Source organism: Actinoplanes sp. NPDC004185, from assembly GCF_053603475.1.
The window spans coordinates 48,386-70,402 of the sequence record NZ_JBSGFR010000033.1 but is presented as its reverse complement, the minus strand read 5'-3'; the positions used below and the strand labels follow the sequence as shown (position 1 = coordinate 70,402).

20 protein-coding genes and 13 tRNA genes are annotated in these 22,017 nt (G+C 72.3%); 26 read left to right on the top strand and 7 right to left on the bottom strand.

Annotated elements, in window-relative coordinates; all coding sequences use genetic code 11:
- The first annotated feature begins 106 nt into the window (after nt 1-106).
- Nucleotides 107-1,429, top strand: a complete 1,323-nt coding sequence (locus ACWEOZ_RS29800; RefSeq protein WP_451913971.1) for a GH1 family beta-glucosidase — start codon at nt 107-109, stop codon at nt 1,427-1,429.
- Nucleotides 1,426-2,649 (top strand): MFS transporter, encoded by a 1,224-nt coding sequence (locus ACWEOZ_RS29795; protein WP_451913970.1) that lies wholly within the window; start codon nt 1,426-1,428, stop codon nt 2,647-2,649. The genes ACWEOZ_RS29800 and ACWEOZ_RS29795 overlap by 4 nt, the downstream gene beginning before the upstream one ends.
- Here the strand turns inward: ACWEOZ_RS29795 and ACWEOZ_RS29790 are convergent.
- Together ACWEOZ_RS29790 and ACWEOZ_RS29785 are read right to left on the bottom strand one after the other, a co-directional pair.
- A complete protein-coding gene (locus tag ACWEOZ_RS29790; protein ID WP_451913969.1) occupies nt 2,646-4,643 on the bottom strand; it encodes a hypothetical protein in 1,998 nt (665 codons plus the stop codon). The two genes, ACWEOZ_RS29795 and ACWEOZ_RS29790, sit on opposite strands and share 4 nt — an antisense overlap.
- A gap of 192 nt (nt 4,644-4,835) precedes the next feature.
- On the bottom strand, nt 4,836-5,681 hold the full coding sequence (locus tag ACWEOZ_RS29785) for a transporter substrate-binding domain-containing protein (RefSeq protein ID WP_451913968.1): 846 nt from the start codon (nt 5,679-5,681) through the stop codon (nt 4,836-4,838).
- Nucleotides 5,682-5,791: 110 nt separating this feature from the next.
- Between ACWEOZ_RS29785 and ACWEOZ_RS29780 the strand changes: the two genes are divergently transcribed.
- Complete coding sequence (locus ACWEOZ_RS29780) at nt 5,792-7,366, top strand: methyl-accepting chemotaxis protein (RefSeq protein ID WP_451913967.1); 1,575 nt, start codon at nt 5,792-5,794, stop codon at nt 7,364-7,366.
- Between the two features lie 14 nt (nt 7,367-7,380).
- On the opposite strand, the gene ACWEOZ_RS29775 is transcribed toward ACWEOZ_RS29780, so the two are convergent.
- From ACWEOZ_RS29775 to ACWEOZ_RS29765, 3 genes are all read right to left on the bottom strand, one after another.
- The gene (locus ACWEOZ_RS29775) at nt 7,381-8,754 is read right to left on the bottom strand and encodes a gluconolaconase (protein WP_451913966.1); all 1,374 of its coding nucleotides are present in this window, start codon (nt 8,752-8,754) and stop codon (nt 7,381-7,383) included.
- Nucleotides 8,755-8,798: 44 nt separating this feature from the next.
- Nucleotides 8,799-9,152, bottom strand: coding sequence for a VOC family protein (locus tag ACWEOZ_RS29770; RefSeq protein WP_451913965.1), 354 nt, complete (start codon nt 9,150-9,152; stop codon nt 8,799-8,801).
- Nucleotides 9,153-9,239: 87 nt separating this feature from the next.
- Nucleotides 9,240-9,533, bottom strand: a complete 294-nt coding sequence (locus ACWEOZ_RS29765) for an NAD(P)H-dependent oxidoreductase (RefSeq protein ID WP_451913964.1) — start codon at nt 9,531-9,533, stop codon at nt 9,240-9,242.
- A gap of 173 nt (nt 9,534-9,706) precedes the next feature.
- On the opposite strand from ACWEOZ_RS29765, the gene sigJ reads away from it, so the two are divergent.
- The 7 genes from sigJ to ACWEOZ_RS29730 all read left to right on the top strand — a co-directional run bounded on the left by sigJ (nt 9,707) and on the right by ACWEOZ_RS29730 (nt 16,857).
- Complete coding sequence (gene sigJ, locus ACWEOZ_RS29760) at nt 9,707-10,582, top strand: RNA polymerase sigma factor SigJ (RefSeq protein WP_451913963.1); 876 nt, start codon at nt 9,707-9,709, stop codon at nt 10,580-10,582.
- A gap of 48 nt (nt 10,583-10,630) precedes the next feature.
- The gene (locus ACWEOZ_RS29755) at nt 10,631-11,506 is read left to right on the top strand and encodes an alpha/beta fold hydrolase (protein ID WP_451913962.1); all 876 of its coding nucleotides are present in this window, start codon (nt 10,631-10,633) and stop codon (nt 11,504-11,506) included.
- Between the two features lie 36 nt (nt 11,507-11,542).
- Nucleotides 11,543-12,025, top strand: coding sequence for an N-acetyltransferase family protein (locus ACWEOZ_RS29750; protein ID WP_451913961.1), 483 nt, complete (start codon nt 11,543-11,545; stop codon nt 12,023-12,025).
- A 73-nt stretch (nt 12,026-12,098) separates the two neighbouring features.
- Nucleotides 12,099-14,816, top strand: a complete 2,718-nt coding sequence (locus tag ACWEOZ_RS29745) for a hypothetical protein (protein ID WP_451913960.1) — start codon at nt 12,099-12,101, stop codon at nt 14,814-14,816.
- A gap of 64 nt (nt 14,817-14,880) precedes the next feature.
- The gene (locus ACWEOZ_RS29740; protein ID WP_451913959.1) at nt 14,881-15,243 is read left to right on the top strand and encodes a metalloregulator ArsR/SmtB family transcription factor; all 363 of its coding nucleotides are present in this window, start codon (nt 14,881-14,883) and stop codon (nt 15,241-15,243) included.
- Complete coding sequence (locus ACWEOZ_RS29735; protein WP_451913958.1) at nt 15,240-15,746, top strand: SRPBCC family protein; 507 nt, start codon at nt 15,240-15,242, stop codon at nt 15,744-15,746. The genes ACWEOZ_RS29740 and ACWEOZ_RS29735 overlap by 4 nt, the downstream gene beginning before the upstream one ends.
- A gap of 97 nt (nt 15,747-15,843) precedes the next feature.
- The gene (locus ACWEOZ_RS29730; protein ID WP_451913957.1) at nt 15,844-16,857 is read left to right on the top strand and encodes a hypothetical protein; all 1,014 of its coding nucleotides are present in this window, start codon (nt 15,844-15,846) and stop codon (nt 16,855-16,857) included.
- On the opposite strand, the gene ACWEOZ_RS29725 is transcribed toward ACWEOZ_RS29730, so the two are convergent.
- The gene (locus tag ACWEOZ_RS29725) at nt 16,803-17,846 is read right to left on the bottom strand and encodes a zinc-dependent alcohol dehydrogenase (RefSeq protein ID WP_451913956.1); all 1,044 of its coding nucleotides are present in this window, start codon (nt 17,844-17,846) and stop codon (nt 16,803-16,805) included. The genes ACWEOZ_RS29730 and ACWEOZ_RS29725 overlap by 55 nt on opposite strands.
- A gap of 89 nt (nt 17,847-17,935) precedes the next feature.
- On the opposite strand from ACWEOZ_RS29725, the gene ACWEOZ_RS29720 reads away from it, so the two are divergent.
- The 16 genes from ACWEOZ_RS29720 (at nt 17,936) to ACWEOZ_RS29645 (ending at nt 21,514) form a co-directional block, all read left to right on the top strand.
- A complete protein-coding gene (locus ACWEOZ_RS29720; RefSeq protein WP_451913955.1) occupies nt 17,936-18,760 on the top strand; it encodes an isocitrate lyase/phosphoenolpyruvate mutase family protein in 825 nt (274 codons plus the stop codon).
- Nucleotides 18,761-18,846: 86 nt separating this feature from the next.
- Nucleotides 18,847-18,981 (top strand): hypothetical protein, encoded by a 135-nt coding sequence (locus ACWEOZ_RS29715; protein ID WP_451913954.1) that lies wholly within the window; start codon nt 18,847-18,849, stop codon nt 18,979-18,981.
- Between the two features lie 59 nt (nt 18,982-19,040).
- Nucleotides 19,041-19,113 (top strand) — tRNA-Trp (locus ACWEOZ_RS29710).
- Nucleotides 19,114-19,207: 94 nt separating this feature from the next.
- Nucleotides 19,208-19,281, top strand: a tRNA-Glu gene (locus tag ACWEOZ_RS29705).
- Between the two features lie 15 nt (nt 19,282-19,296).
- Nucleotides 19,297-19,368: transfer RNA gene (locus tag ACWEOZ_RS29700), tRNA-Gly, on the top strand.
- Nucleotides 19,369-19,440: 72 nt separating this feature from the next.
- Nucleotides 19,441-19,514, top strand: a tRNA-Gln gene (locus tag ACWEOZ_RS29695).
- Between the two features lie 5 nt (nt 19,515-19,519).
- Nucleotides 19,520-19,592: transfer RNA gene (locus ACWEOZ_RS29690), tRNA-Leu, on the top strand.
- A 10-nt stretch (nt 19,593-19,602) separates the two neighbouring features.
- Nucleotides 19,603-19,675: transfer RNA gene (locus tag ACWEOZ_RS29685), tRNA-Thr, on the top strand.
- A gap of 8 nt (nt 19,676-19,683) precedes the next feature.
- Nucleotides 19,684-19,756 (top strand) — tRNA-Ala (locus ACWEOZ_RS29680).
- Nucleotides 19,757-19,788: 32 nt separating this feature from the next.
- Nucleotides 19,789-19,881, top strand: a tRNA-Ser gene (locus ACWEOZ_RS29675).
- 16 nt (nt 19,882-19,897) lie between these two features.
- A tRNA-Asn gene (locus tag ACWEOZ_RS29670) sits at nt 19,898-19,971 on the top strand.
- A 7-nt stretch (nt 19,972-19,978) separates the two neighbouring features.
- Nucleotides 19,979-20,050: transfer RNA gene (locus ACWEOZ_RS29665), tRNA-Val, on the top strand.
- A 21-nt stretch (nt 20,051-20,071) separates the two neighbouring features.
- A tRNA-His gene (locus ACWEOZ_RS29660) sits at nt 20,072-20,146 on the top strand.
- Nucleotides 20,147-20,160: 14 nt separating this feature from the next.
- Nucleotides 20,161-20,233: transfer RNA gene (locus ACWEOZ_RS29655), tRNA-Arg, on the top strand.
- 5 nt (nt 20,234-20,238) lie between these two features.
- A tRNA-Cys gene (locus ACWEOZ_RS29650) sits at nt 20,239-20,312 on the top strand.
- A gap of 26 nt (nt 20,313-20,338) precedes the next feature.
- Nucleotides 20,339-21,514 (top strand): MFS transporter, encoded by a 1,176-nt coding sequence (locus ACWEOZ_RS29645; RefSeq protein WP_451913953.1) that lies wholly within the window; start codon nt 20,339-20,341, stop codon nt 21,512-21,514.
- Here ACWEOZ_RS29645 and ACWEOZ_RS29640 read toward each other — a convergent pair.
- Nucleotides 21,511-21,996, bottom strand: coding sequence for a permease-like cell division protein FtsX (locus ACWEOZ_RS29640; RefSeq protein WP_451913952.1), 486 nt, complete (start codon nt 21,994-21,996; stop codon nt 21,511-21,513). The genes ACWEOZ_RS29645 and ACWEOZ_RS29640 overlap by 4 nt on opposite strands.
- Nucleotides 21,997-22,017 lie beyond the last annotated feature (21 nt).

Below are 22,017 nucleotides of genomic sequence, written 5' to 3'. Positions count from 1 at the left end.
GTTGTCCAGGACAAGACCTCCTGCTGAATCCGCTCGCGGCGACGCCTTACCAACGGCCCCGGCGGTCACTAATATGAGCTCCTCTCACTTCTGAGGAGTCGTGGCCATGGATGCGCTGCCCAGCTTCCCGTCGAGCTTCGTGTGGGGCGTCTCCACCGCGGCCTATCAGATCGAAGGCGCCGCCGGCGAGGACGGGCGCGGCCCGTCGATCTGGGACACCTTCGCCCACACTCCCGGCCGGGTCCGCGACGGTGACACCGGCGACGTCGCCTGCGACCACTACCAGCGCTGGCCCGAGGACGTGGCGCTGCTGAGCGAGCTCGGCGTCGGCGCGTACCGGTTCTCGATCGCCTGGCCGCGCATCCAGCCGGACGGTTCCGGCGCGGTCAACCCGAAGGGTCTGGACTTCTACGACCGCCTGGTCGACGAGCTGGTGGCCCGGGGCATCGCCGCGGTGCCGACGCTGTTCCACTGGGACCTGCCGCAGGCCCTGGAGGACGCCGGCGGCTGGCTGAACCGCGAGACCAGCTACCGCTTCGCCGAGTACGCCGCCGTGGTCGCGGACCGTCTCGGTGACCGGGTCAGCCGCTGGATCACGCTCAACGAGCCGATCGTGCACCTGGCCCAGGGCTACGCCTTCGGCACTCACGCGCCTGGGCGCGAGCTGATGTTCGACGCGTTGCCGGTGGCCCACCACCAACTGCTCGGGCACGGGCTGGCCGTGCGCGCGCTACGGGCGAGCGGCGCGGCCGAGGTGATGATCACCAACAACTGCACGCCGGTGGTGCCGGCGAGCGACTCGGAGGCGGATCTGGCCGCCGCGGCGGTGTACGACGGCTTCCACAACCGGCTGTTCCTGGACCCGGTGCTGCTGGGCGAGAATCCGCTGCTGGACGGCGCTCCCTGCGTCCGGGACGGGGACCAGGAAATCATCGCGACCCCGCTCGACGCCCTCGGTGTCAACTACTACAACCCGACCCGGGTCGGGGCCGCGCCGGACGGATCGCCGCTGCCGTTCGAGATGCTCCCGATCGAGGGAGTCCCGACCACCGCGTTCGGCTGGCCGGTCGTCCCCGGCGGGCTGCGCGACCTGCTGGTCGGGCTGCATGACCGGTACGCTGGCGCGCTCCCCCCGATCTACATCACCGAAAGTGGCTGTTCCACCGTGGACGAGGTCACCGCGGACGGGCGGATCCACGACACCGCCCGCATCGACTACCTCGACGGTCACCTGCGCGCGCTGCATCAGGCGATCGGCGAGGGCGTCGACGTGCGCGGCTACTTCGTCTGGTCGCTGCTGGACAACTTCGAGTGGGCCGAGGGCTACCAGCAGCGGTTCGGGCTGGTCCGGGTCGACTACGACACTCAGCGCCGTACCCCGAAGGACTCTTTCGGCTGGCTGCGGACCGCCCTGCGGGACCAGAGATGACCGCGCCCGCCGCGGCGGTGGAACCGGCGCGGGTGGGCGCCCGCTGGATCGGCCTGCTGTCGCTGGCCAACCTCGGGCTGTGGATGGGCTACTTCGGTCCCCTGCAGGTGCTGCTGCCCAACCAGGCGCAGGACCTGGCCGGGATCGACAAGACCACCGCGCTGGGCATCATCACCGGCGCCGGTGCGCTGGTCGCCGTCCTGGTCGGACCGATCGCGGGCGCACTGTCGGACGCGACGACGGCCCGGACCGGGCGGCGGCACACCTGGATCGCCTCCGGTGCCCTGCTCGGCTGCGCGGGGCTGGCCCTGCTCTCCGGGCAGCGGACGCTGATCGGGCTGACCCTGTGCTGGTGCGTCGCGCAGGCCGGCCTGAACACGTTGCAGGCCGGGCTCACCGCGATCGTCCCGGACCGGACCCCGGTACGGCAGCGCGGCCTGGTCTCCGGCTGGGTCGGCCTGACCCAGTCGATCGGGGTGGTCGTCGGCGTCCTGCTGGTCACCCTCGTGGCCGGCGGCTACTTCCTGATCGGGTCGCTGGTCGTGCTCACGGTGGTGCCGTTCCTCCTCCTCACGCCGGATCCGGCGGTCCCGGCCGGCGCCGCCCCGCGCATCACCCTCCGCGGCCTGGCCGCCGTCTTCCGCTTCGATCCGCGGGCCCACCCCGACTTCGCCTGGGCCTGGGCCACCCGCTTCCTGGTGCAGCTCGGCAACGCCATGGCCACGCTGTACCTGCTGTACTTCCTGCGCGACCGGGTGCACCACAGCAGCCCGGAGGACGGGCTGCTGCTGCTGATCCTGGTCTACACCGGCACCACGGTGCTGACCGTGGTGGCCGGCGGCATCGTCTCGGACCGCACCGGCCGGCGCAAACCGTCGGTGATCCTGTCCGGCTACGTCATGGCCGCCGCGGCCGGACTGCTCGCCCTCTGGCCGACCTGGACCGGCGCCCTGATCGCCGCCGCCGTGCTGGGCCTCGGCTTCGGCGTCTACCTCTCCGTCGACCAGGCCCTGATCACCCAGGTGCTGCCGGCCGCGGAGGACCGGGCGAAGGACCTCGGCATCATCAACATCGCCAACTCGGCGCCGCAGGTCCTCGGCCCGGCCCTGGCCTTCCCGATCGTGGCCTACCTCGGCGGCTACCCGGTCCTCTACCTGGTGGTCGCCGCGGTGACCGTGCTCGGCTCGGTCCTGGTCACCCGGATCCGCTCGGTCGACTAACCGGCGGCGATCGCCTGCTCCCACATCCGGGTGTAGGCCTCGGCTCCGCTCATCAGCTGCTGCCGCAGCAGCGGTCCGTCGCTGCCGGCGTGGTGGATGAGGTCGGTGGTCCAGTCCGCGTAGAGGCCGTACTGGGCCACGCCGTCGGTGTTCAGGTCGAAGGTGCGCGAGCCGTAGACCTGCTTGCTCACCGTGGTGCCGTTGGGTGCGGTGAACGGGTAGGCCAGCGGGTCGGTCCCGCGCGGCGGTGCCTGCGGGCCCAGGCCGTTGACGTCGCTGCCGAAGCCGTAGCCGGTGATCGAGGAGCCGTGCGGCAGCGCCCGGTTGGCGCGCCATTCGGCGAGGAAGCCGGGCTCACCCTCGGCCGGGTCGGCCGCGAAGGCGTACGAGGCCACGAAGCCGCCGCGGGCCACGATCCGGTCGACCAGCGCCCGGTCCGCCCACGTGTGCACCGAGGTCACGCCGGGGTAGCGGGCCGCGTCGACCAGGTCGAGCACGGCCTGCGCGGTCTTCACCCCCATGTGGTCGATGTGGATGATCATGCCGCGCCTGATCATCTGCTGGATCAGGTACGTGCCCAGCGCGGTCAGCCCGCGGGTGTTGCAGATCTTGCCGCTCGGGTAGACCGGCAGGATCGCGCCCGCCGGCAGGCCGAGCGGGCCCAGCTTGAGCAGCTCGGCGAAGTCGTCGCTGACCAGCGGTTGCTCATTGTCGGACGGGCCGGTGCAGCTGGTCGCCGTCCACCAGTGGCCGGTGGAGAGCAGGTTCGCCACGTTGAGGGCCGCCCCGGTGACCCCGGCGTCGAACCGGGTGCCGCCGAACGCGTTGTCGAACTTGTGCACCGGGTACAGCCCGGAGACGCCGAGCGCCTGCAGCTCGTCGAGGCCGGCGTCGATGTCGGCCCGGGTGCACTGGGCGACGTCCTTGATCTCACGGCAGCCGAAGACCTCGGAGTTCTCCACGCCGACGAGCACGGCCAGCTTGCCCTGGGCCGCGATGGCGCGGACCTGGGCCGGCGTCCGGGCGATCCGGAACCAGCCCTTGCCCTTGCCCCCGTGCTGGGCGTCGATGTAGTCCTGCATGGACGACAGGTACGTGGCCTGCACCCGCAGCTGGTCCATCTCGTCGCAGGGCGTGTCCCGGTACGGGAACAGCTCGCAGATCACCCGGTTGGCCACCAGTAGGGCGTTCAGCACCCGCTCACCGGAGCGCCAGACCCGCTCGATGCTGCGGTAGTAGGACTGCTCGTGCAGCAATGAGTTGTGCTGCGGCCAGTCGCCGAAGGTGGGCCAGCCGTCCTCCGCGGAGTTCACCACGTCGGTGCCGCCGATGATGCCTTCGAACAGGGCGCCCACGTTGAGGCTCGCGTGCGAGGAGCAACCCGCGAGGGCGTCCCGTACGCCGCCGGGGGCCCAGGCCTCGCCGCAGTGCAGCCGCCCGCCGAACGCAGCGCCGGCGGTGATGTGTGCGTGCGCGTCGATCGTGCCGACGAGCTTGCCGCTGCTGTCCACGCCGGGTGCGGCGGTGCCGGCGACGCCCGGGTCGACGTCGGGCGGGGTGTAGCAGCCCGAGGCCGAGGTGAGGGCGACCGTGTGGGAGCTGCTGCCCGCGCCGAGGCTCCACAGGAACGAGCCCATCACCTGGCCCGTGGCGGTGTTGGTGAAGCGGTACTTGTCGCCGCTCACGGTCACCGTGTAGTCGGCGCGCTCGCCGTACGCGTCGCCGGCCAGGATGAAGCCCGCGACGCTCTGGTAGGCCGGGGCCCCGGAGGCGTCGAAGAGCTCGTAGCGGGACAGCTGGGTGGCCTCCAGCCGGAACGGCGTGGCGGCCGAGGCGGAGCCCGTGAAGCCGTAGCCGGCCGAGCTGCGCACCACATAGCCGAGGGCGCGGGAGCCGTCATAGACCTGCAGCGCGGCGCAGGTGCCGTCGAGGGCGTCGGCGGCGACGGTGATCGGCGCGGCGGCGGCCGCGGTGGGGGAGACCGAGAGAGCCACTGCCGGTAGGAGAACGGCCAGGGCGAACGCGAGGGGTCGGCGGCGGAGGGGGAAAAGAGGCATGGGGGCACCCGCTTGACTCACGCTGGACTCGCTCCAGCAGCGCGAACGTCAGCAAAGACTGTGCCCGGCGTCGATGTCTGTCAAGGTGAGTGCGAGAAACATTCACTTTGTCCGATGACGCTGGAAGGGTCACGCGCCGCCGTTGATCGCCCCCGTACGCAGGGCGCCCTCCTTGACCTTCCACTTGGCCAGCAGCTCGTCGTAGGAGCCGTCGTTGATCAGCGCGTACAGGGCGGTCTGCACGGCGGTGGCCAGCTCCTTGCGGTCCTTGGCGATGCCGATCCCGTACGGGATGGCCTCGATCTGGGGTCCGGAGAGCTCGAGCGCGGGCATCTTCTCGACGTCGAGGGCGGCGATCGGGAAGTCGTTGAGCGCGGCCTGGGCCTTGCCGTCACGCACGAACGCCGACGGGGTGTCGGACAGGACGACGGTGAGCTTCTTGGCGCCGCAATCCTTCTTCTGCGCCTCAGCCATCTCGACGAAGACGGTTTCCGGCTGGGCAGCCACCTTGCGCCCGCACAGCCCGGGCATGCCACCGATGTCGCCGACGCCCTTCGGGACCACGATGGACGTGCCGGCGTTGAGGTAGTTGACGAAGTCGGCCTTCTTCTGCCGTTCCGCGCGGTCGAACATCGACGACATGGAGAAGTCGATCTTGTGGCTCTCGACCTGGTCGAGCAGGTCGCCGAAGCCGACGTTGCGCCACTCGACCTTGAGCCCGAGGCGCTGGGCGATGGCCTCGCCGAGGCCGACGTCAAGCCCGGCAAAGGTCGGACCTTGCATGAAGGTCATCGGTTCGAAGGTGGGATCGGTGCCGCCGATGAGCACCCCCGACTGCTTGATCGAGTCCGGCAGGGCGGCCCGGGCCTCGGCGAGCCGGTCCACCGGCCGGCCGATCTCCGCCTCGGCATCCGCGCAGCCGGCCGCCGTCGCCAGGGTCACCGCGACGCTCAGCAACAGGGGAACGATTCTCATGAGACCTCCTGGACACGCCTGAAGATTCGATCGGCCGCAATCCCGCCGGCCTGAGCCGAAGGTGCCCGGTATGAGGGTATTTCAGGTAATCTGTGGGGGAGGAGGTCGCCTTGACGTTCACCATCCGGCGTCAGATCGCCGCTCTGGCCGTGGCCGGCTTTGTCCTGGTCATCGTGGCCGGCGCGATCGGCTACCGCGGCACGTCCGCCATCGCCGCCCAGCAGGCCACCGCGCGGAACTCGGCCGCCGCCCTGCAGGCCGTCCAGTCCGCGGACCTCGCCCGGGCCCTGTTCCGGGGCAACGTGCTGGCCGCCTTGGTGACCAACAACGCCACCGAACGCCAGACGGTGCTGGACCGCCTGGGCGAGAACGTGGCGCAGGCCCGGGCCGGCATCGACGACGTGATCCGGTACGCGCCCCAGCTGCGGGCGCAGGCCGACAGCGCGCTGCCCGTCCTGGACCAGCTGATCGCCTCCGGCCAGCGGATGGTGACCCTGGCCAGCCGGGTCGCCTCGGACCCGACCCGCTCCGGGGCGCTGGCCGCCCGGCCCGCGTACGACGAGGTCGACGCGAAGGCGGCGCAGACCCTGGACGCGCTGAAGGCGGCGATCACGCTGCGGGTGAAGCAGTCGTACGACGAGGCCAACTCGGTGGCGACCGGCGCGAAGCTGCTCACCCTGGTCACCGGTCTGCTGGCGGCGATGGTCCTGGGCGGCGCGGCGCTGCTGCTGGCCCGCCGGATCGCCCGCCGGATGGACCACTGCCTGTCGGCGGCCCGGTCGATCGCGGCCTACGACCTCACGGTGGACGCGACCCTGCCCGGCGGCGACGAACTGGCGCAGCTCGGCGGCAGCCTGAACGCCATCGTCGGCTCGCTGCGCCAGGCCCTGATCGAGATCGGCGGCAACGCGGGCTCGGTGGCCGCCGCCTCCGAGGAGCTCACGGCGACCAGCCGCCAGCTGTCACAGGGCGCCGGGACGGCGTCGTCGGAGGCGGCCGAGGCGAGCCGCGACATCGGCCTGGTCACCTCGAGCGTCGAGGAGACGACGGCGGCGGCCCGCGGCCTGGAGACCTCGATCCAGGACATCACCACGGCCGTGACCGAGGCCGACACGGTCGCCAAGGAAGCGGTCGAGCTGGCCGTCACCACGAACCGCACCATCGACCGGCTCCGCAGCTCCAGCGAGGAGGTGTCCGCGGTGGTCAGCATCATCACCGCCATCGCGGAGCAGACGAACCTGCTGGCCCTGAACGCGACGATCGAGGCGGCCCGCGCCGGCGAACAGGGCAAGGGCTTCGCCGTGGTGGCCGGCGAGGTCAAGGACCTGTCCCGGGAGACCGCGTCGGCGACGGGCGACATCGCGGCGAAGGTGACGGCGATGCAGACGGACACGGCCGGGGCGTTCGAGGCGATCACCCGGATCAGCGAGGTGATCGACCGCATCGACGAGCTGCAACGCTCGATCTCCACCGCGGTGGACGCCCAGACGACCGCGACCGAGCAGATCGTGTCGAGCATCGCCGCGGCGGTGACCTCGGCGACCGGCGTGTCGACGTCGATCGGCCGGGTGGCCGGCACGACCACCCTGACCCACGAGGCAGCGACCCAGACGGAAGCGGCAGCCGTCGAGCTGTCCCAGCTGTCGCAGCAGCTACGAATGGTCTCCGACAAGTTCCGCCACTGAGAACCGGCCGGCGGTCAGCCCGCGGTCACGCGGTAGATCGCTCCGGCGAGGTCGTCGCTCACGTACAGGGCCCGGTCGGGGCCCTGCACCGCCATGACCGGACGGCCCCAGCGTGAGCCGTTCTCCAGCTGGAAGCCGGTCAGCAGCGTCTGCTGCGGGCCCAGCGTGCCGTCGCGCCAGGCGAAGAACGACACCTCCGGCGGCCGCGGTGGGGTGCGGTTCCACGAGCCGTGGATGCCGGCCAGAGCGCCCGGTCCGTACTCCCCGGCCAGGCCCGGCGACGTGGCGAAGCTCAGGCCCAGCGGGGCCGAGTGCGCGCCCATGCCCTGCTCGACCGGGGCCAGCGCGGCGCAATCGAGCTTGGTGCCGTCCGGGTTGGTCTGGACGTCGCGGACGAACGGGCGCCGGGTGTAACTCAGCGGCGAATCCTTGGCCCCGGGGTTCAGGTCGGGCTCCGGGTTGCAGTACGGCCACCCGAGGTCGCGTCCCTGCGTCAGCCGGGCCAGCGGCTCGAACGGGTGGTCGTTCACGTAGTCCGGCATGACCCGGCCCTCGTCGGAGTCGCCGTCCCCGTCGTAGTCCCGGCCGTACGGGTAGGCGATGTTGTCCCGGTTGTTGACCGCTGTCCATACCGCACCGTCGGGGTCGACCGCCAGCCCGGTGCCGTTACGCACCCCGCGGGCGAAGACCGTGGGCGTCCCGCCGCTCGCCGGGGCCCGCAGGATGGACGCCCGCTCGGGGTTTGCGTCCCGATCCTCGGCGGACACGTTGCCGGTCGAGCCGACCGAGACGTAGAGCGGGCCGTCCTTACCGATCGTCACGCTCTTGAGCGCGTGCGCGTAGGCGCCGCCCAGGTCCGGGCTCTTCGCATCGGGCAGATTGTCGATCACGACCCGCCGGCCCGACACCGCGCCGGCGGCGTAGGTGAAGGCGTCAACCTGATCACTCTCGGCCACGTACAGCGTGTTGCCGGTGAAGGCCAGCCCGTGCGGCTGGTGCAGCCCGCTGACCAGGGTGCGCTGCACCGGCGCGGCGTCGCCCGGGCTCGGCACCAGCTCGACGACATCACCGGACTTCGGCCGCGAGACCAGCAACCGGCCGTCCGGCGTCCAGGCCAGCAGCCGGGCGCTGGGCACCCGGGCCCACACGGTGACGGTCCAGCCGGGCGGGGCCTGCAGCGACCGGCTCTGGTCGAACGGCGCGCTGCCCGTGCCGGCGAGCGGGCGTACGGCGGTGGTGACCAGCGCCGGCACATCCGCGGGGGCCGGGGCCGACGACACGGTCACGGTCGCGCGGGGCGCGGCATCAGCGGCCGGCTGGTCCGAGGAGCACCCGGCCAGAACGAGAGTCAAGCCACCGGCGACCACCGCACTCACGACCGTCTTCATGGTGCATCTCTACCCGCCGGCGGCGCCGACCCGCAAACGTTGGTTCAGTCCCGATGGGCCACGATGTTGAGCACGTTGCCGTCCGGCGCCCGGACGAAGAAGCGGCGTACGCCCCACGGCTCCGTGGTCAGCGGGTGCACGATCTCGTAGCCGAGCCGCTGCGCTTCCGCGTAGGCCTCGTCGACGTCGTCGGTCTGCACGGAGATCACCGAGTCCTCAGGCGCGGTGGCGTCACCGGTCACCAGCTGCACGCTCGCCCCGCCGTCGGGTGAGGTGTAGCGGGCCACCCAGCCCAGGCTGAACTCCTCGGTGCTCAGGCCCAGGAAGCCGGTGTAGAAGCCCTTCGCCGCCTCGAGGTCGGCCACGTGAAGGTTGGTCATGATGCGTCGGGCGCGCATGTGCTCCTCCTGCCTGCGCCGGCCTTCAGCGAGGCGGCGGTCTCGACCGCACGGAGGGCCTGGTGCCGGGCTGCGTGCAAGGCTATGTCACCGGGCGGGTCCGGTGCTGTCGATGAAGGACTTGGGATGGGCGGACACGTTGCCGAAACGGGTCGGCGTGCCCATCAGCACGACGTCGGCCCAGCCGAGATCGTCGAGGCCGGCCTCGGGGACGTCGGCGGTGTCACCCAGGTGCCGGCCCCACGCGGGGTTCGCGTCGATCGCCTGCGGCGGGGCCGACTCGGCGACCTTGCGCAGCCGCACCTGCGCACCGGCTTTCTCCGCGCCTTCGGCGGCGGCCCGCGCGAGGGCGTGCACGGTGCCGGTGGCGCTGTAGTACACGATCGTGACTTCACGGATTCCATGGTCGGCCTCTCCGGGTCGGGAGCGTTCCGGGACACCGGTACGACGACACAGCACCGCAGAATGTGAGGTGGCGCGCCGGCCTCACAATCCGGTGCGGTGTCTCGTCGGACCCGGAGAGGACGCGACGATCGAGGGGGCCCGGCGGAACCATGAGCGAACGGCGGCAGCTGATCAACCTCGCGTACCGGTTGCTGGGCTCACTGGCCGACGCCGAGGACGTGGTGCAGGAGACCTACGCCCGCTGGTACGCCATGCCGGCCGCGCAGCAGGAGGTCATCGAGTCACCCGGCGCCTGGCTGACCCGGGTAGCCGGGCGCATCTGCCTCGACCAGCTGCGCTCGGCGCGCTCGCGGCGGGAACGCTATGTGGGCCAGTGGATCCCGGAGCCGCTGCCCGGCCGTACGGGGCTCGGCGGGCGGCCCGGCGCCGCGACGGCCGACCCGGGCGACCAGGTCACCCTCGACGAGTCGGTCAGCATGGCCTTCCTGGTCGTGCTCGAGTCGATGACCCCGGCCGAGCGGGTCGCGTTCATCCTGCACGACGTCTTCCGCTACTCGTTCGCCGAAGTGGCCGAGATCGTCGGCCGGACGCCGGCGGCGTGCCGCCAGCTGGCCTCGTCGGCCCGCCGCCGCCTGCCCGCCGCACCCGCGCCGGCGACGCCGACGGCCCGGCAGGCCGGCCTCGTCCGGGCCTTCAAGCAGGCCTGGGAGACCGCGGACATCAACGCCCTGATCGGCCTGCTCGCGCCGGACGCCACCGCGACCGGCGACGGCGGGGGACGGGTCCGCGCCGCGCTCGAGCCGGTGCACGGCGCCGAGCAGGTCGCGCGGTTCTTCGCCGGCCGGGCCGGTGCGATGCCCGCCATGATCGTCCGGGAACGTCCGATGAACGGCCGTCCCGGCCTGGTGGTCCGGCTGGACGGCGGCACCGTGTCAGTGATGGCGTTCGACATCGCGGGCGGCCGGATCAGGCACATCTGGGCCGTCCTCAACCCCGACAAACTCCGGCTGTGGACGGCGGACTGATCCACAGGTAGCCCGCCCCGGGCGCCCCGGCGGCCGTATTGTCGCCGGATGACGCAGACACAGACGCACACCCTCGCCGTGCCGGGCGCCGACCTGGTCTACGACGTCCGCGGTCCGCTGCCCCCGGCCGGCGGCCGGCCCGCGCTGCTCATGATCGGCCAGCCGATGACGGCGGAAGGCTTCACCGCCCTGTCCGGCCACTTCACCGACCGGACGGTGGTCACCTACGACCCGCGCGGCCTGGGCCGCAGCACCCGCACGGACGGGCGCTCGGACCACACCCCGCAGCAGCAGGCGGCCGACCTGCATCTGCTGATCGAGGCCCTCGGCGCCGGCCCGGTCGACGTGTTCGCCAGCAGCGGCGGCGCGGTCACCGCGCTGGAGCTGGTAGCGACCCACCCCGGCGACGTCGTCACCCTGGTCGCGCACGAGCCGCCGATCAACGCGGTGCTCCCCGACGCCGCGGCCGCCGAACGGGCCCGGGCCGGCTTCCACGAGGCGTACCAGGCCAAAGGCACCGGCGCGGGCATGGCCGCGTTCATCGCGATGACGTCGTGGCAGGGCGAGTTCACCGACGCCTACTTCGCCCGGCCCGCACCCGACCCGGCGATGTTCGGCATGCCCGCCGACGACGACGGCACCCGCGACGACCCGCTGCTGTCGAAAAGCTCGTGGGCGATCAGCGACTACCGCCCGGACGCGGCGGCGCTGACCGCCGCCCCGACCCGGATCGTGGTCGCGGTGGGCGAGGAATCGGCGGGCACCTACACCGCGCGTACGGCCCTGGGCGTCGCGGCGCTGCTGGGCCAGGAGGCCACGGTCTTCCCGAGCCATCACGGTGGCTTCCTGGGCGGCGAGTTCGGCTACGCAGGCAAACCGGAGGAGTTCGCCGCGAAGCTCCGCGAGGTCCTGGACGCCGGCTGACGGTGCGCCGGTTGGCGACCTGACGGGGAGGTTGACATGACGACGACAGATTTCACGCTGCGGGCGGCCGGCCCGGACGACACCGCCGCCATTGCCGAGGTCTGGCATGCCGGCTGGGCGGACGGTCACCTCGGTCACGTGCCCGAGCAGCTGGCGCAGCACCGGCAGCTCGACGACTTTCGCCGCCGGGTTCCCGGCCGCCTCGCCGGCACCGTGGTGGCCACGATCGACGACCGCGTGGTCGGTTTCGTGATGGCTCACGACGACGAGGTCGAGCAGCTGTACGTGGCGGCCGGGGCCCGGGGCCGGGGCGTGGCGGACGCCCTGCTTCGCCGCGGTCGGGAACTGGTCTCCGCCAACGGCTTCGACCGCGCCTGGCTCGCCGTGGCGACCGGCAACGCGCGGGCCCGCGCCTTCTACGAACGCATGGGGTGGACCGACGCCGGGCCGTTCGAGTACGCCGCCCAGACCGCGACCGGATCCATCGCGGTCTCATGCCACCGTTACGAATCCGCCTGAGTCCGTTACCTGACTGCCGTTCCCGCAGATTGACGGATAGTGAAGGGCTTGGGTTCGCGGCAGGAGGACGGGCATGGTCCCGCAACCGCACGGCAGAGTCGTCGAGATCCGGGTGCACGGCGTCAGCGGTACGCCGATCGAGTCGGTCCTCGACGACCCGTGGCCGCGCCAGGTCGCCGGTGACGACGCCGGACGCATCTTCCGGCGCACCGCCACGCATCCGTCCGGCCGGGTGATCGAGGGCTACCACTGGGGCCGGTACACCGCGGGGTCGCCGTCGCGGGCGCTGTGGCTGCTGCTGGTGCCGTTCGCACTGGTGAACGTGGCCCGGTTCGCGCTGTTGATGCCCGAGCGGCGGCGCACCCGGGACCGGGTGGCCGACGGCGTGGTCCGGCTGCTGGGCCTGGTACTGACCGTGACCATCGTGGTGACCACCTGCTATCTGGCCTGGAACGTGCTGGCCCGCCAGTGCGGCCCGGGCGCCTGCTCCGGCGGCTTCTGGCTGCTCGACTGGTACGCCGGCCGTTCCCCGGGCGTCCGCGAGCTGGCCGGCGCCGTACTGCCGGGTGTGGTCCTGCTGGTGTTCTGGCAGTTCGACCGGTTGTCGTTCCCGCACGACCCGCCGGGCATCGCGCGCTCGCAGCGCCCCGGCAGCAACGGCGACCTCGGCGATCCGGGTTTCTGGCGCGGCGCTTCCGCGCAGACCTCGTGGCAGCGGGCCGCGCACGTGTGGACCGGCTGCGCCGCCGCCGGTCTGCTGGCGCTGGCCATGCTCGGCCGCCCGGGTGCCTGGGCCGGCGAGAGCCCGGTCTTCACGGCGGCCTGCGTGCTCGTGGCCGCGGTGCTGGCCGCCGGACTGGTCAGCGGCGTCTGGCAGGTGATCCTCAATCCGACGCCGGACGAGAAGGAGGCCGTCCCGGACGGCCGCGACCCGGTGGCCCTGCGCACGGCGATGCGGGTGACGCGGTTGTCCACCGCGGGAGCCGCGCTCGCCGCCGTCGCGCTGGCCGCGATCGGACTGGACCACGTGACGCCGGCGGCGCCGCAGGGTGTGGGCGCGACCTTCTCGGCGGTCGCCAACGGCGTGTTCGCGCTCCTCGGCTCCGTGCTCCTGGCGCTGCTCGGGGTCTGTGCGCTGCTCGCGTACGGGGCCGGCGGGCGGGAGTTGCGGCTCGGTGGCGGCGCGCGGCCGGCGATCCCGGTGTCGTTCCGGCCGTTCTACCACGGCATGGGGGGCTGGCTCGGCGCCGCGCTCGGGGCGACGGCCGGGATGGGCATGAGCGCGGCCGCGGTGTTCTGGACGGCCCGGGCGCTGGGTGAGCCGGTGGTCGACGGCGCGCGCACGCAGCCGCAGCAGATCGAGATCGCGGCGGTCTACTGGATCATGGCGGCGGTCTGGGGTGCGCTCGCCCTGGTGCTCGCGGTGGCGTTGCTGCCGCTGGCCGCGTGGCTGCTGCGCCGGCGGACGTGGTGGCTGCTGGTGCCGGCGTTGCTGGTCGCACTGGGTACGGCGGCCTGGGCCGTGCTCGCCCACCCCGGCCCCGACGTGCTGTCCCGGCAGGCGGAGTGGCTCATCGTGGGTCTCGCGCTGGTGTTCGTGGTCGCCTGCGTGGTGTTCCTCACCGGCCGCGACAGCTTCCGGCGCCTGCTCTGCGAGGACTACACCAGCAACGAGAGCCTGATCCGGGCTCAGGCGCGGGTGGCCGGCCGCTGGCGGATCGCGATGATCCGCTACCGCTACCACCACGTCATCGGCCTGCTGGCCACGCTCGGCGGGTTCGCGGTGATCGTCTCGGCGGGGGCCTGCGCCTGGCTGCTGGCCGCGTACGAGGATCCGCCGCGGGCGCTGATGGGCAACGCGACCGGCCCGCTCGGACAGCTCGGCGTCGTGGTCGTCTCGTTCGGCGCGACCGGGCTCGTGGTGCTCGGGCTGGGCACGTGGCGACGGCCGGGGCTGCGTACCACGGTCGGGGTGATCTGGGATCTGCTGTCGTTCTGGCCGCGGGTGGGCCACCCGCTGTGCCCGCCGCCGTACGGCGGCCGGGCCGTCCTCGCGGTGGCCGGCCGCGCCGCGCAGTGGGCCGCCCGCGGTGTGCCGCGCGGCGAGCCGGCCGAGAAGGTCGTCCTCTCCGGACACAGCCAGGGCAGCGTGATCACGTTCGCCGCCTGCGCGGTCATCCTGAACCAGGCGGCGGGCCGGTCCAGCCAGGGCGGCGAGGAGGACGACCTGAACTTCGCCCGGTCGCGGGTCACCGCCGAGCGGCTGCACATGATCACGTACGGGTCGCAGTTGCAGTTCCTCTATGCCCGCTTCTTCCCGTCCTACCTGGGGTTCGCGCAGCTCCACGCGGTCGGGACCGGGGGGATGCGGCAGCGCTGGGTCAACGCCTTCCGGTGGACCGACCCGCTGGGCGGCCCGGTGCTCTCCTGGCAGGTGCCGAAAGCGCGGGAGAAGTTCGGTCCGGACCTCAGATACTGGCGCACGATGAGCTGCGGGCCGTGCTGCCCCAAGCATCAGCCGGTGGTGCGCTGCGGCTGCCCCGAGCCGTGCCCGGATCCCTCCGCCGGATGCCCGGAGCCGCGCTACTGGGCGGTCGGTGCGGACGTGCGTTTCCGGGACCCGGCCACCATCGTGGACTCACCGGACGTGCCCCGGCTGGCGGCCCGGGGACACAGCGGATACCTGTCCGACCCGGCGTACGAGATCCTCCTGCAGGATCTGCTCGACGGCACCGTGCCGGACCGCCCGGGTACGCGGACCGGCTCCCGTGAGCGCGCTGTGAAGGTGTGACGGGACCCATCGTCAGGTGAGTCCGTCCTTGCCAAACGCGTAACAAGGTCGTTACCCTTCCGCCGTGGACGAGGTGGCGGCGGCGATCGCCGATCCGGTGCGCCGCGACATCCTGGTGATGTTGCGGGAGCGGAGCCTGCCCGCGGGGGAGATCGCCGACCGGTTCGCCATCAGCCGGCCCGCCGTCAGCCGGCACCTGCGGGTGCTGCGGGAGAGCGGGCTGGTCCGCGACACGCTCGTCGGCCGCCGGCGGCTCTACGAGCTCGACCCGGCCCGGCTCGCCGGGCTGATCGAGTGGCTCGAGCAGTTCACCCCGGCCGCCGGCTGGGAGCGCCGCTTCGACGCCCTCGAGACCGAGGTCTACCGCACTCGTCGCGAGCGCCGCCGCAGCGGCCCGACGGACCAACGACAGGAGAACACGGCATGATCAGCTCACCCACCGGCCGGCTCTTTCCCACCGCCGACGGCGGCGATCTCGTGGTCAGCCGTACGTTCCGGGCCCCGATCGAGGACGTGTGGGCGAGCGTGACCGAGTCCGGTCGCACCGCCCGCTGGTTCGGCGCCTGGAAGGGTGATGCCGCCCCCGGGAACACCATCAAAGTGCAGATGGCCTTCGAGGAGCAGGCACCCTGGTTCGACGTCCGGATCGACGCGTGCGAGCCGCCGCGCCGGCTGGCGGTGTCGATGACCGAGCAGGCCGCCGACCGGCAGATCGAGCTGCTGCTGTCGCACAGTGAGGGCCGGACTGAGCTGCGGCTCGTGCATCGCCTCGACAACGTGGCCCAGACCGGCGAGATGGGTCCCGGCTGGGAGTACTACCTCGACATGCTGGTGGCGGCCCGGGACGGCCTGCCCACCCCGAGTTTCGACGACTACTACCCGGCCATGAAGCCGTACTACGAGGGACTTCTGCCCATCACCGACCATTGATCTTTCCTTCGTGCTGACAGGCGTCGATCCGAAACGGTCTGAGATCCGTATCACTGTCAGGGCCGGATGCAGGGATCCGGCGAGCGGAGGCGCCACGGTGAACGGCAGACATGGCAAGGAGCCGTCGCGGTCCGGACCGGCTCCCGACGCGCCCGACGACGCCCGGGACTGGTTCGAACCGCGGGCCGCCGTGACCGAGCCGACGCAGGTCCTGCCGCTCGTCGCCGCCTCGCCGCCCCGGATGCCGCCGCCGATGGTGGTCGCCCGGGCGGTGATCGTCTACCAGGAACGGCCGCGGCGGCCCTGGCGGTTGTGGGTCTTCACCGTGGCGATCGTGGCGCTGACCATCGGGGTCGTCCTCGGGCAGACGGCCGCGTTCGACCCGGTCTACCGGCCGGCGGCCGGCGCCCAGGTCGAGCCGCTCCCACCGGCCCCGTCCGCACCATCCGGGCCGGCTCCGTCCGGGCCGGTGCCGAGCACGCTCGACCAGCCGTGGCCGGACGCCGCCCACCGGATCACCGCGCCGCTCGGCTCGGTGCGGGCGCGGCGCCTGGAGGTGGCCGGGGCCTCGGCGGTGCTCCGCGTCCGCGGCGCGGACCTCGGCGGGAACCTGTTCGACATCGCGACGACGGACCGGAGCGCGGTGCCGAGCCTGACCGAGAGCAAGCAGGGCTCGCGGCTCGAGCTGACCCCGACCACCGAGCCCGGGACGGTGGGTGCCGAACTTCAGCTCAACACGAAGGTCGCGTGGACCCTGAAGCTGGCCGGGGGCACGGCCGAGCAGACCATCGACCTGCGGGCGGGCATCGTGGCGGGCATCGAGATCGTCGGCGGCACCACCCAGCTCGTCCTGCAACTGCCCGAGCCGAAGGGCACCGTCAAAATCTCGGTCAGCGGCCCCGTCGGCGAGCTGGTCGTGCGCACCGCGGCCGGCACCCCGGTCCGGCTCCGCCTGCGGGGCGGCGCCAAGACGGCCACCGTCGCCGGCAAGAAACCGCGCAAGGTCAAGTCCGGCGGCGCGCTGACCCCGGACGGCTGGTCGGCCGCCCGGAACCGCTACGACGTGGTCGCCGCCGACCCGGTGACCTCGGTCAGCTCGGCGGCGTTCTGACCGGCGGCGTTCGGATGGATCAGGACCTTCAATCCGGTACGGGCGGCAGCGGTGCTCAGGGCCGTGGTGACCGCGCTCAGCGGGAACACGTCCGAGACGATCGGCGCCAGGTCGACCAGGCCCCGCGCGGCCAGGTCGATCGCGCGCGGGTAGACCTCACCCATCCGGCGGACCATCACCAGTGTCAGCCCCTTGCGCCGGGCCAGCCCCGCGCTGAACGACGTGCGGTCGCCGTCGGGAATGCCGACCAGCACGACCCGGGCGCCGGGCTTGGCCAGCCGCAGCGCCGCGTCCACGGCCGCGTCCGACCCGGAGACCTCGAAGACCACGTCCGCGACGCCGGCCCCGTCGGCCGGCTCCGCGCCGAACGACGCGGCGGCGGCCATCCGATGCGGCAACGGCTCGGCGGCGAGCACCCGGGTGGCGCCGTGCCGGCGAGCCAGCTGCACCAGCAGCAGGCCGATCGGTCCGCAGCCGACGACCGCCACCGTCGACGCCATCCGCAGGTGGGCCAGGTCGAGGGCGTGCAACGCGACACCCAGCGGTTCGAGCAGGGCGCCGTCGTCCTCGGAGAGGTTGTCCGGCAGCGGGTGCAGGCGGTCGGCCGGCCAGGTCAGGAACTGCCGCAGACCGCCGTCGCAGGAGCCGTGCCCGGCGAAGACGACAGTCGGGCACAAATTGCCGTGCCCCTCCCGGCAGGACTCGCAGACGCCGCACGGGATCGCCGGGTCGATCGCGACCCGCCGGCCGTCGTCCGGTCCGCCGCGGATGACGCCGGCCATCTCGTGACCGAGCACCAGCGGCCGGGCCAGCACAGCGTCACCGATCCCACCCTCGGTGAACCAGTGCAGGTCGGAGCCGCAGATCCCCACCGAGGTCACCTCGACGAACCGCGCGTCGGCGCTCCCCGGCGACGGACGGTCCTCGGCGTGCAGCCGGACGTCCCCGGCGCCGTGCAGACGGGCCACACGCATGCTCAGCTCGGTCACGGATCGACGCTAACACCGTTCCGGGGATCGCGAGTTGCCGATGAACCCGTCATGATCAGCGACATGACCGACGCCGCGGTGCCCCGCCCATGACCGCCGCCGACCTGCGCGCGATGCTCACCGCCGACCACCTCACGCACGTACCGGGGGTCTGGGACCCGGCCAGTGCGGCGCTCGCCGTCCGGGCCGGGCACCGGGCCGTGCACCTGTCCGGGCAGGCGATCGCGGCCACCATGCTGGGCCGGCCGGACCTCGGCCACACCCCGGCCACGCAGATCGCCGACCGGGCCACGACCCTGATCCCGGCCCTCGAAGGTGTGCCCCTGCTCGCCGACGCGGACATCGGCTACGACAGCCGTGACGACGCCGTGTGGACCGCGCTCTCCTACCAGCGGGCCGGGATCAGCGGGCTCGTCCTCGACGACGGCCAGGACGCCGGCCGGTCGGCCGACCGGATCGCAGCGCTGGTCGCCCAGGTGCCCGGCATCGTCCTGGTCGCCCGGGTACGCGGACGCGGGCTCGCCGAGACGATCGAACGGTGCCGGGCGTACGCGGGCGCGGGCGCGGACGCGGTCCTGCTGGAGGACATCTCCGAGGCGGACGATCTCGGTCGATTGCGAGCCGCGCTTCCCGCCGTACCGCTGGCAGTGAACCGATCGGAGACCGCGAGTGGCCGCGGGCGCCTGACCGGCGCGGAGCTGGCCGGGTCGGGGGTGCGGCTGGTGCTGCACCCGCTCGCTGCCGTGCTGGCCGCGCTGCGGGCGGCGTCGCTGACCTACCGCACGATCGCCGACGAGGGGGACGCCGGGAACGTGGACCGGATGCCGCCGGCGGCGCTGGCCACGGTGACCCAACGGCCGGCCGCGCCGCCGGCGACGCGCGAGCAGCCGGCCATCGACAAGATCGACACCTGAGCCGGTTAATGGGTTGTCCGCCCGGCCGGGGCGGGCCTACCGTATGGATCACCACCGAGACGCACCGAGATGGTCAGGAGACCGAGATGTTGTGGCAGCCCTCGAACACCGCGCACCGGCTCACGCCGTGCCGCGAGGCTGCCGTCGCCCTGACCGGGCGGCTCAGTGCGGTCAGCGAGAACAGCCACGGCAACCAGGAATCGGGCAGGCGGCGCGACTAGCGCACCCTCGGCACAGCCGCCGCCCACCCTGCCGGGTCGGGCGGCTTTCTCGTATCCCTACGGGCGTAGCTCAATCGGTAGAGCAACGGCTTCCAAAACCGTGCGTTGCGGGTTCGACTCCTGCCGCCCGTGCTTCTGCGCCCCGGCCCCGGCCGGCGGCAACGGCGCTTGAAAACTCCACAGCGGATGACAGAAGAGAACCGCCGCGCCACGGGCGCGGCGGCGACGCCCGTGAGGCTGAGGGAGGTAGACCACCGGACTCTCAATCCGGAGGACCGGGTTCGACCCCCGGACGGGCGACGGCACTTGTTCGACGCGGTTGTAGCTCAGTGGTAGAGCGCGACGTTGCCAACGTCGAGGTCCCGGGTTCGAGTCCCGGCAGCCGCTCCGAATCATCCTGGGTCGCGCGCTTTCCCGGCGTGGCGACCGGCCGGCGGGGCCGCGACCCCGCCGGCCCCCTGCGGGCTGGTGCAATCCGGCAGCACGCCCGGCTCTGGACCGGGAGGTTGGAGGTTCGAATCCTCCGCCCGCAGCTCACGCCCTCGTAGCCCAACGGCAGAGGCCCGACGTTGAGGACGTCGCCAGTGCGCGTTCGAATCGCGCCGAGGGCACGCAAGGCAGGCCAGTGGAGCACGACAGGTCGTGCACCCGTTTCGTAATCGGGAGGTAGCGGGTTCGAGTCCCGCCGCTGGCTCCGCACCTGGGCTCGTAGCTCATCTGGTAGAGCGCCCGTGTCGCAAGCGGGAGGTGGCCGGTTCGACTCCGGCCGGGTCCACGCAAGAAGACCACCGCGCGTCGGTGGTCCAAGGAGAGCTGGCCGAGTCCGGTTGAAGGCAGCGGAGTGCTAATCCGCCGCAGGGGCACCAGCCCCTGCCGAGGGTTCGAATCCCTCGCTCTCCGCGAGTGCATCGCACGATCCGGCGTCGCCCAATCGGCAGGGCAGCGCACTGTTAATGCGTACAGGTGAAGGTTCGAGTCCTTCCGCCGGAGCCGTCCCGCCCGTATAGCTCAGCGGGAGAGCGCCGCCTTCACACGGCGGATGTCCCAGGTTCGATCCCTGGTGCGGGCACTGGCCGGACAGGCCGACGTTGTGGCTGTAGCTCAGCTGGTCCAGAGTGCCGGGTCGTGGCCCCGGAGGTCGCCGGTTCGAATCCGGTCAGTCACCCTCACGTCTGATATGCCCTCGTAGCTCAGCGGACAGAGCACCGGATTCCGGATCCGGGGGCCGCTGGTTCGATCCCAGCCGGGGGCGCGCACGGTCGGATGCCCGAGTGGTCAGGGACCCGTCTGCAAAACGGGACACGCCGGTTCGAATCCGGCTTCGGCCTCCAACCTGTCATCCGCTGTGGAGAAGCCCGTGACCCCTGATCTGGGCACCGTTTTCGTACGGTGGACGTGGTGCCGGGCCGTATTGCACCGCGGCTGGTGGCTGGTGACCAGCGTCTACCTCGTCGTCGACGCGCAGCTCGGCCCGTCCGAGCTGGTGGTGATCGGTGTCGTCCAGGCCGGGGTGGCGCTGGTGTTCGAGGTCCCCGCCGGGGTCGTCGCCGACACTGTCAGCCGTAAGTGGTCGCTGGTGCTCTCGCACGTGCTCATGGGGACCGCCATGCTCGCCACCGCGCTGGTCGACGGCTTCCTGTCGTTGCTGGCCACGCAGATGTTGTGGGGGCTGTCGTGGACCTTCGCCGGCGGCGCGGACGTGGCGTGGATCAGCGACGAGCTTGATGATCCGGTTCGCGTCCCGGTGGTGTTGATCCGCGCCGAGCAGGCCCAGCTCACCGGGACCGTCGCCGGGCTGGCCGGCGTCGGCGGGCTGGCCTGGCTCACCGGGCGGCCCACGGCGATGGTGCTCGCCGGCGCAGCCATGTCGCTTCTCGGCCTGTACGTGGCCGCCTTCCCCGAGCGGCGTTTCGTTCCGGCGCCGGCGAAGCGGTGGGCGGCGGCCTGGTCGATCCTGATACGGGGATCGGCGCTGGTCCGCGCCGGCCCGGCCCTGATCGCCGTGTTCGCCGCGACGTTCCTGGTCAGCGGTGTGGCCGATGCCTTCGGGCGGCTGTACCCGTTGCGGCTGGTCGCTCTCGCGCCGGGCGTCGATCCGGTGCTCTGGTTCACCGGGCTGGGCGTGGTGATGTGTCTCGCGGGGGTGGCTGCCCTGCGCTTCGAGCGGGCCCGGCTGGGCGGTCCGCCCATCGTCCGGCGGGGCTTCGTGCTGGCCTGCGGCGTCGCGGCGATCGGCGTCGTCGGCCTGGCGTTCGCCCCCGACCCGGTCAGCGGCAGTTTCGCCGTACTGCTGGCGGCGGGTGCCCTGCCGCTGACCCGGACCTTCGGCACCCTGCTTGTCAACGCGCGGACCCCACCGGCGGTCCGGGCCACGGTGCACTCGCTGCTCGCCCAGGCCGAGTACGCGGGAAAAATCGTCTGCGGGCTCGCGATCGCCCTCGTCGCCGGCCGCACCGGGATGCATCTGGCGCTGACAGCGTGCGGTCTTCTGCTGGTCGTCGCCGGGGTCGTGGCCCGGTGGCGCCGCGTTTAGGACGGCGGCGCGGTCGGCTTGGGGGAGTGCTTGTCCTTGCACTCGGCCACGGTCAGGCAGGTGAAGACGAGCTGGTCGACGCCGGACAGGCTCTTCACCGGGCGCTCGTCGTCGCGGAGTTTGCGGACCGCGGCGATGTCGGTCATCCGCACCTCGAAGCTCTCCGGCAGGTTCTCCGGACCGATGCCCGCCACATCGGACGGATCGGCCGAGAACATCTGGTGCATCTTCTCGTACGCGGCCTGCTTGTCCGTGAACGTGAGGCCGGTGAAGCCGGGCAGGGCCCGCAGCGCCGTCTCGACCTCCGCCCGCTGCGCCGGGGTCGCCTCGTTGTCGAGGATCACCGAGAAGAACGCGTTCTCGTCCAGGATCTTCTGGATCTGCTCGTCCCGCGACGGCCCCGCGTCATCGCCGAACAGGCCGCACCCGGCGGACCCGGCCACCGCCAGCAGAAGGACAACGACGATCTTCAAAGTGCGCACGGCGGGTAATGCTAGTGCGGC

Excerpts from the sequence above, each read along its gene's own strand:
- ACWEOZ_RS29745 (WP_451913960.1), top strand. The coding sequence starts at position 12,099 with ATGGTCCCGCAACCGCACGGCAGAGTCGTCGAGATCCGGGTGCACGGC.
- ACWEOZ_RS29795 (WP_451913970.1), top strand. The coding sequence starts at position 1,426 with ATGACCGCGCCCGCCGCGGCGGTGGAACCGGCGCGGGTGGGCGCCCGC.
- ACWEOZ_RS29770 (WP_451913965.1), bottom strand. The coding sequence starts at position 9,152 with ATGCGCGCCCGACGCATCATGACCAACCTTCACGTGGCCGACCTCGAG.
- ACWEOZ_RS29775 (WP_451913966.1), bottom strand. The coding sequence starts at position 8,754 with ATGAAGACGGTCGTGAGTGCGGTGGTCGCCGGTGGCTTGACTCTCGTT.
- ACWEOZ_RS29800 (WP_451913971.1), top strand. The coding sequence starts at position 107 with ATGGATGCGCTGCCCAGCTTCCCGTCGAGCTTCGTGTGGGGCGTCTCC.
- sigJ (WP_451913963.1), top strand. The coding sequence starts at position 9,707 with ATGAGCGAACGGCGGCAGCTGATCAACCTCGCGTACCGGTTGCTGGGC.
- ACWEOZ_RS29735 (WP_451913958.1), top strand. The coding sequence starts at position 15,240 with ATGATCAGCTCACCCACCGGCCGGCTCTTTCCCACCGCCGACGGCGGC.
- ACWEOZ_RS29785 (WP_451913968.1), bottom strand. The coding sequence starts at position 5,681 with ATGAGAATCGTTCCCCTGTTGCTGAGCGTCGCGGTGACCCTGGCGACG.
- ACWEOZ_RS29755 (WP_451913962.1), top strand. The coding sequence starts at position 10,631 with ATGACGCAGACACAGACGCACACCCTCGCCGTGCCGGGCGCCGACCTG.
- ACWEOZ_RS29750 (WP_451913961.1), top strand. The coding sequence starts at position 11,543 with ATGACGACGACAGATTTCACGCTGCGGGCGGCCGGCCCGGACGACACC.
- ACWEOZ_RS29715 (WP_451913954.1), top strand. The coding sequence starts at position 18,847 with ATGTTGTGGCAGCCCTCGAACACCGCGCACCGGCTCACGCCGTGCCGC.
- ACWEOZ_RS29720 (WP_451913955.1), top strand. The coding sequence starts at position 17,936 with ATGACCGCCGCCGACCTGCGCGCGATGCTCACCGCCGACCACCTCACG.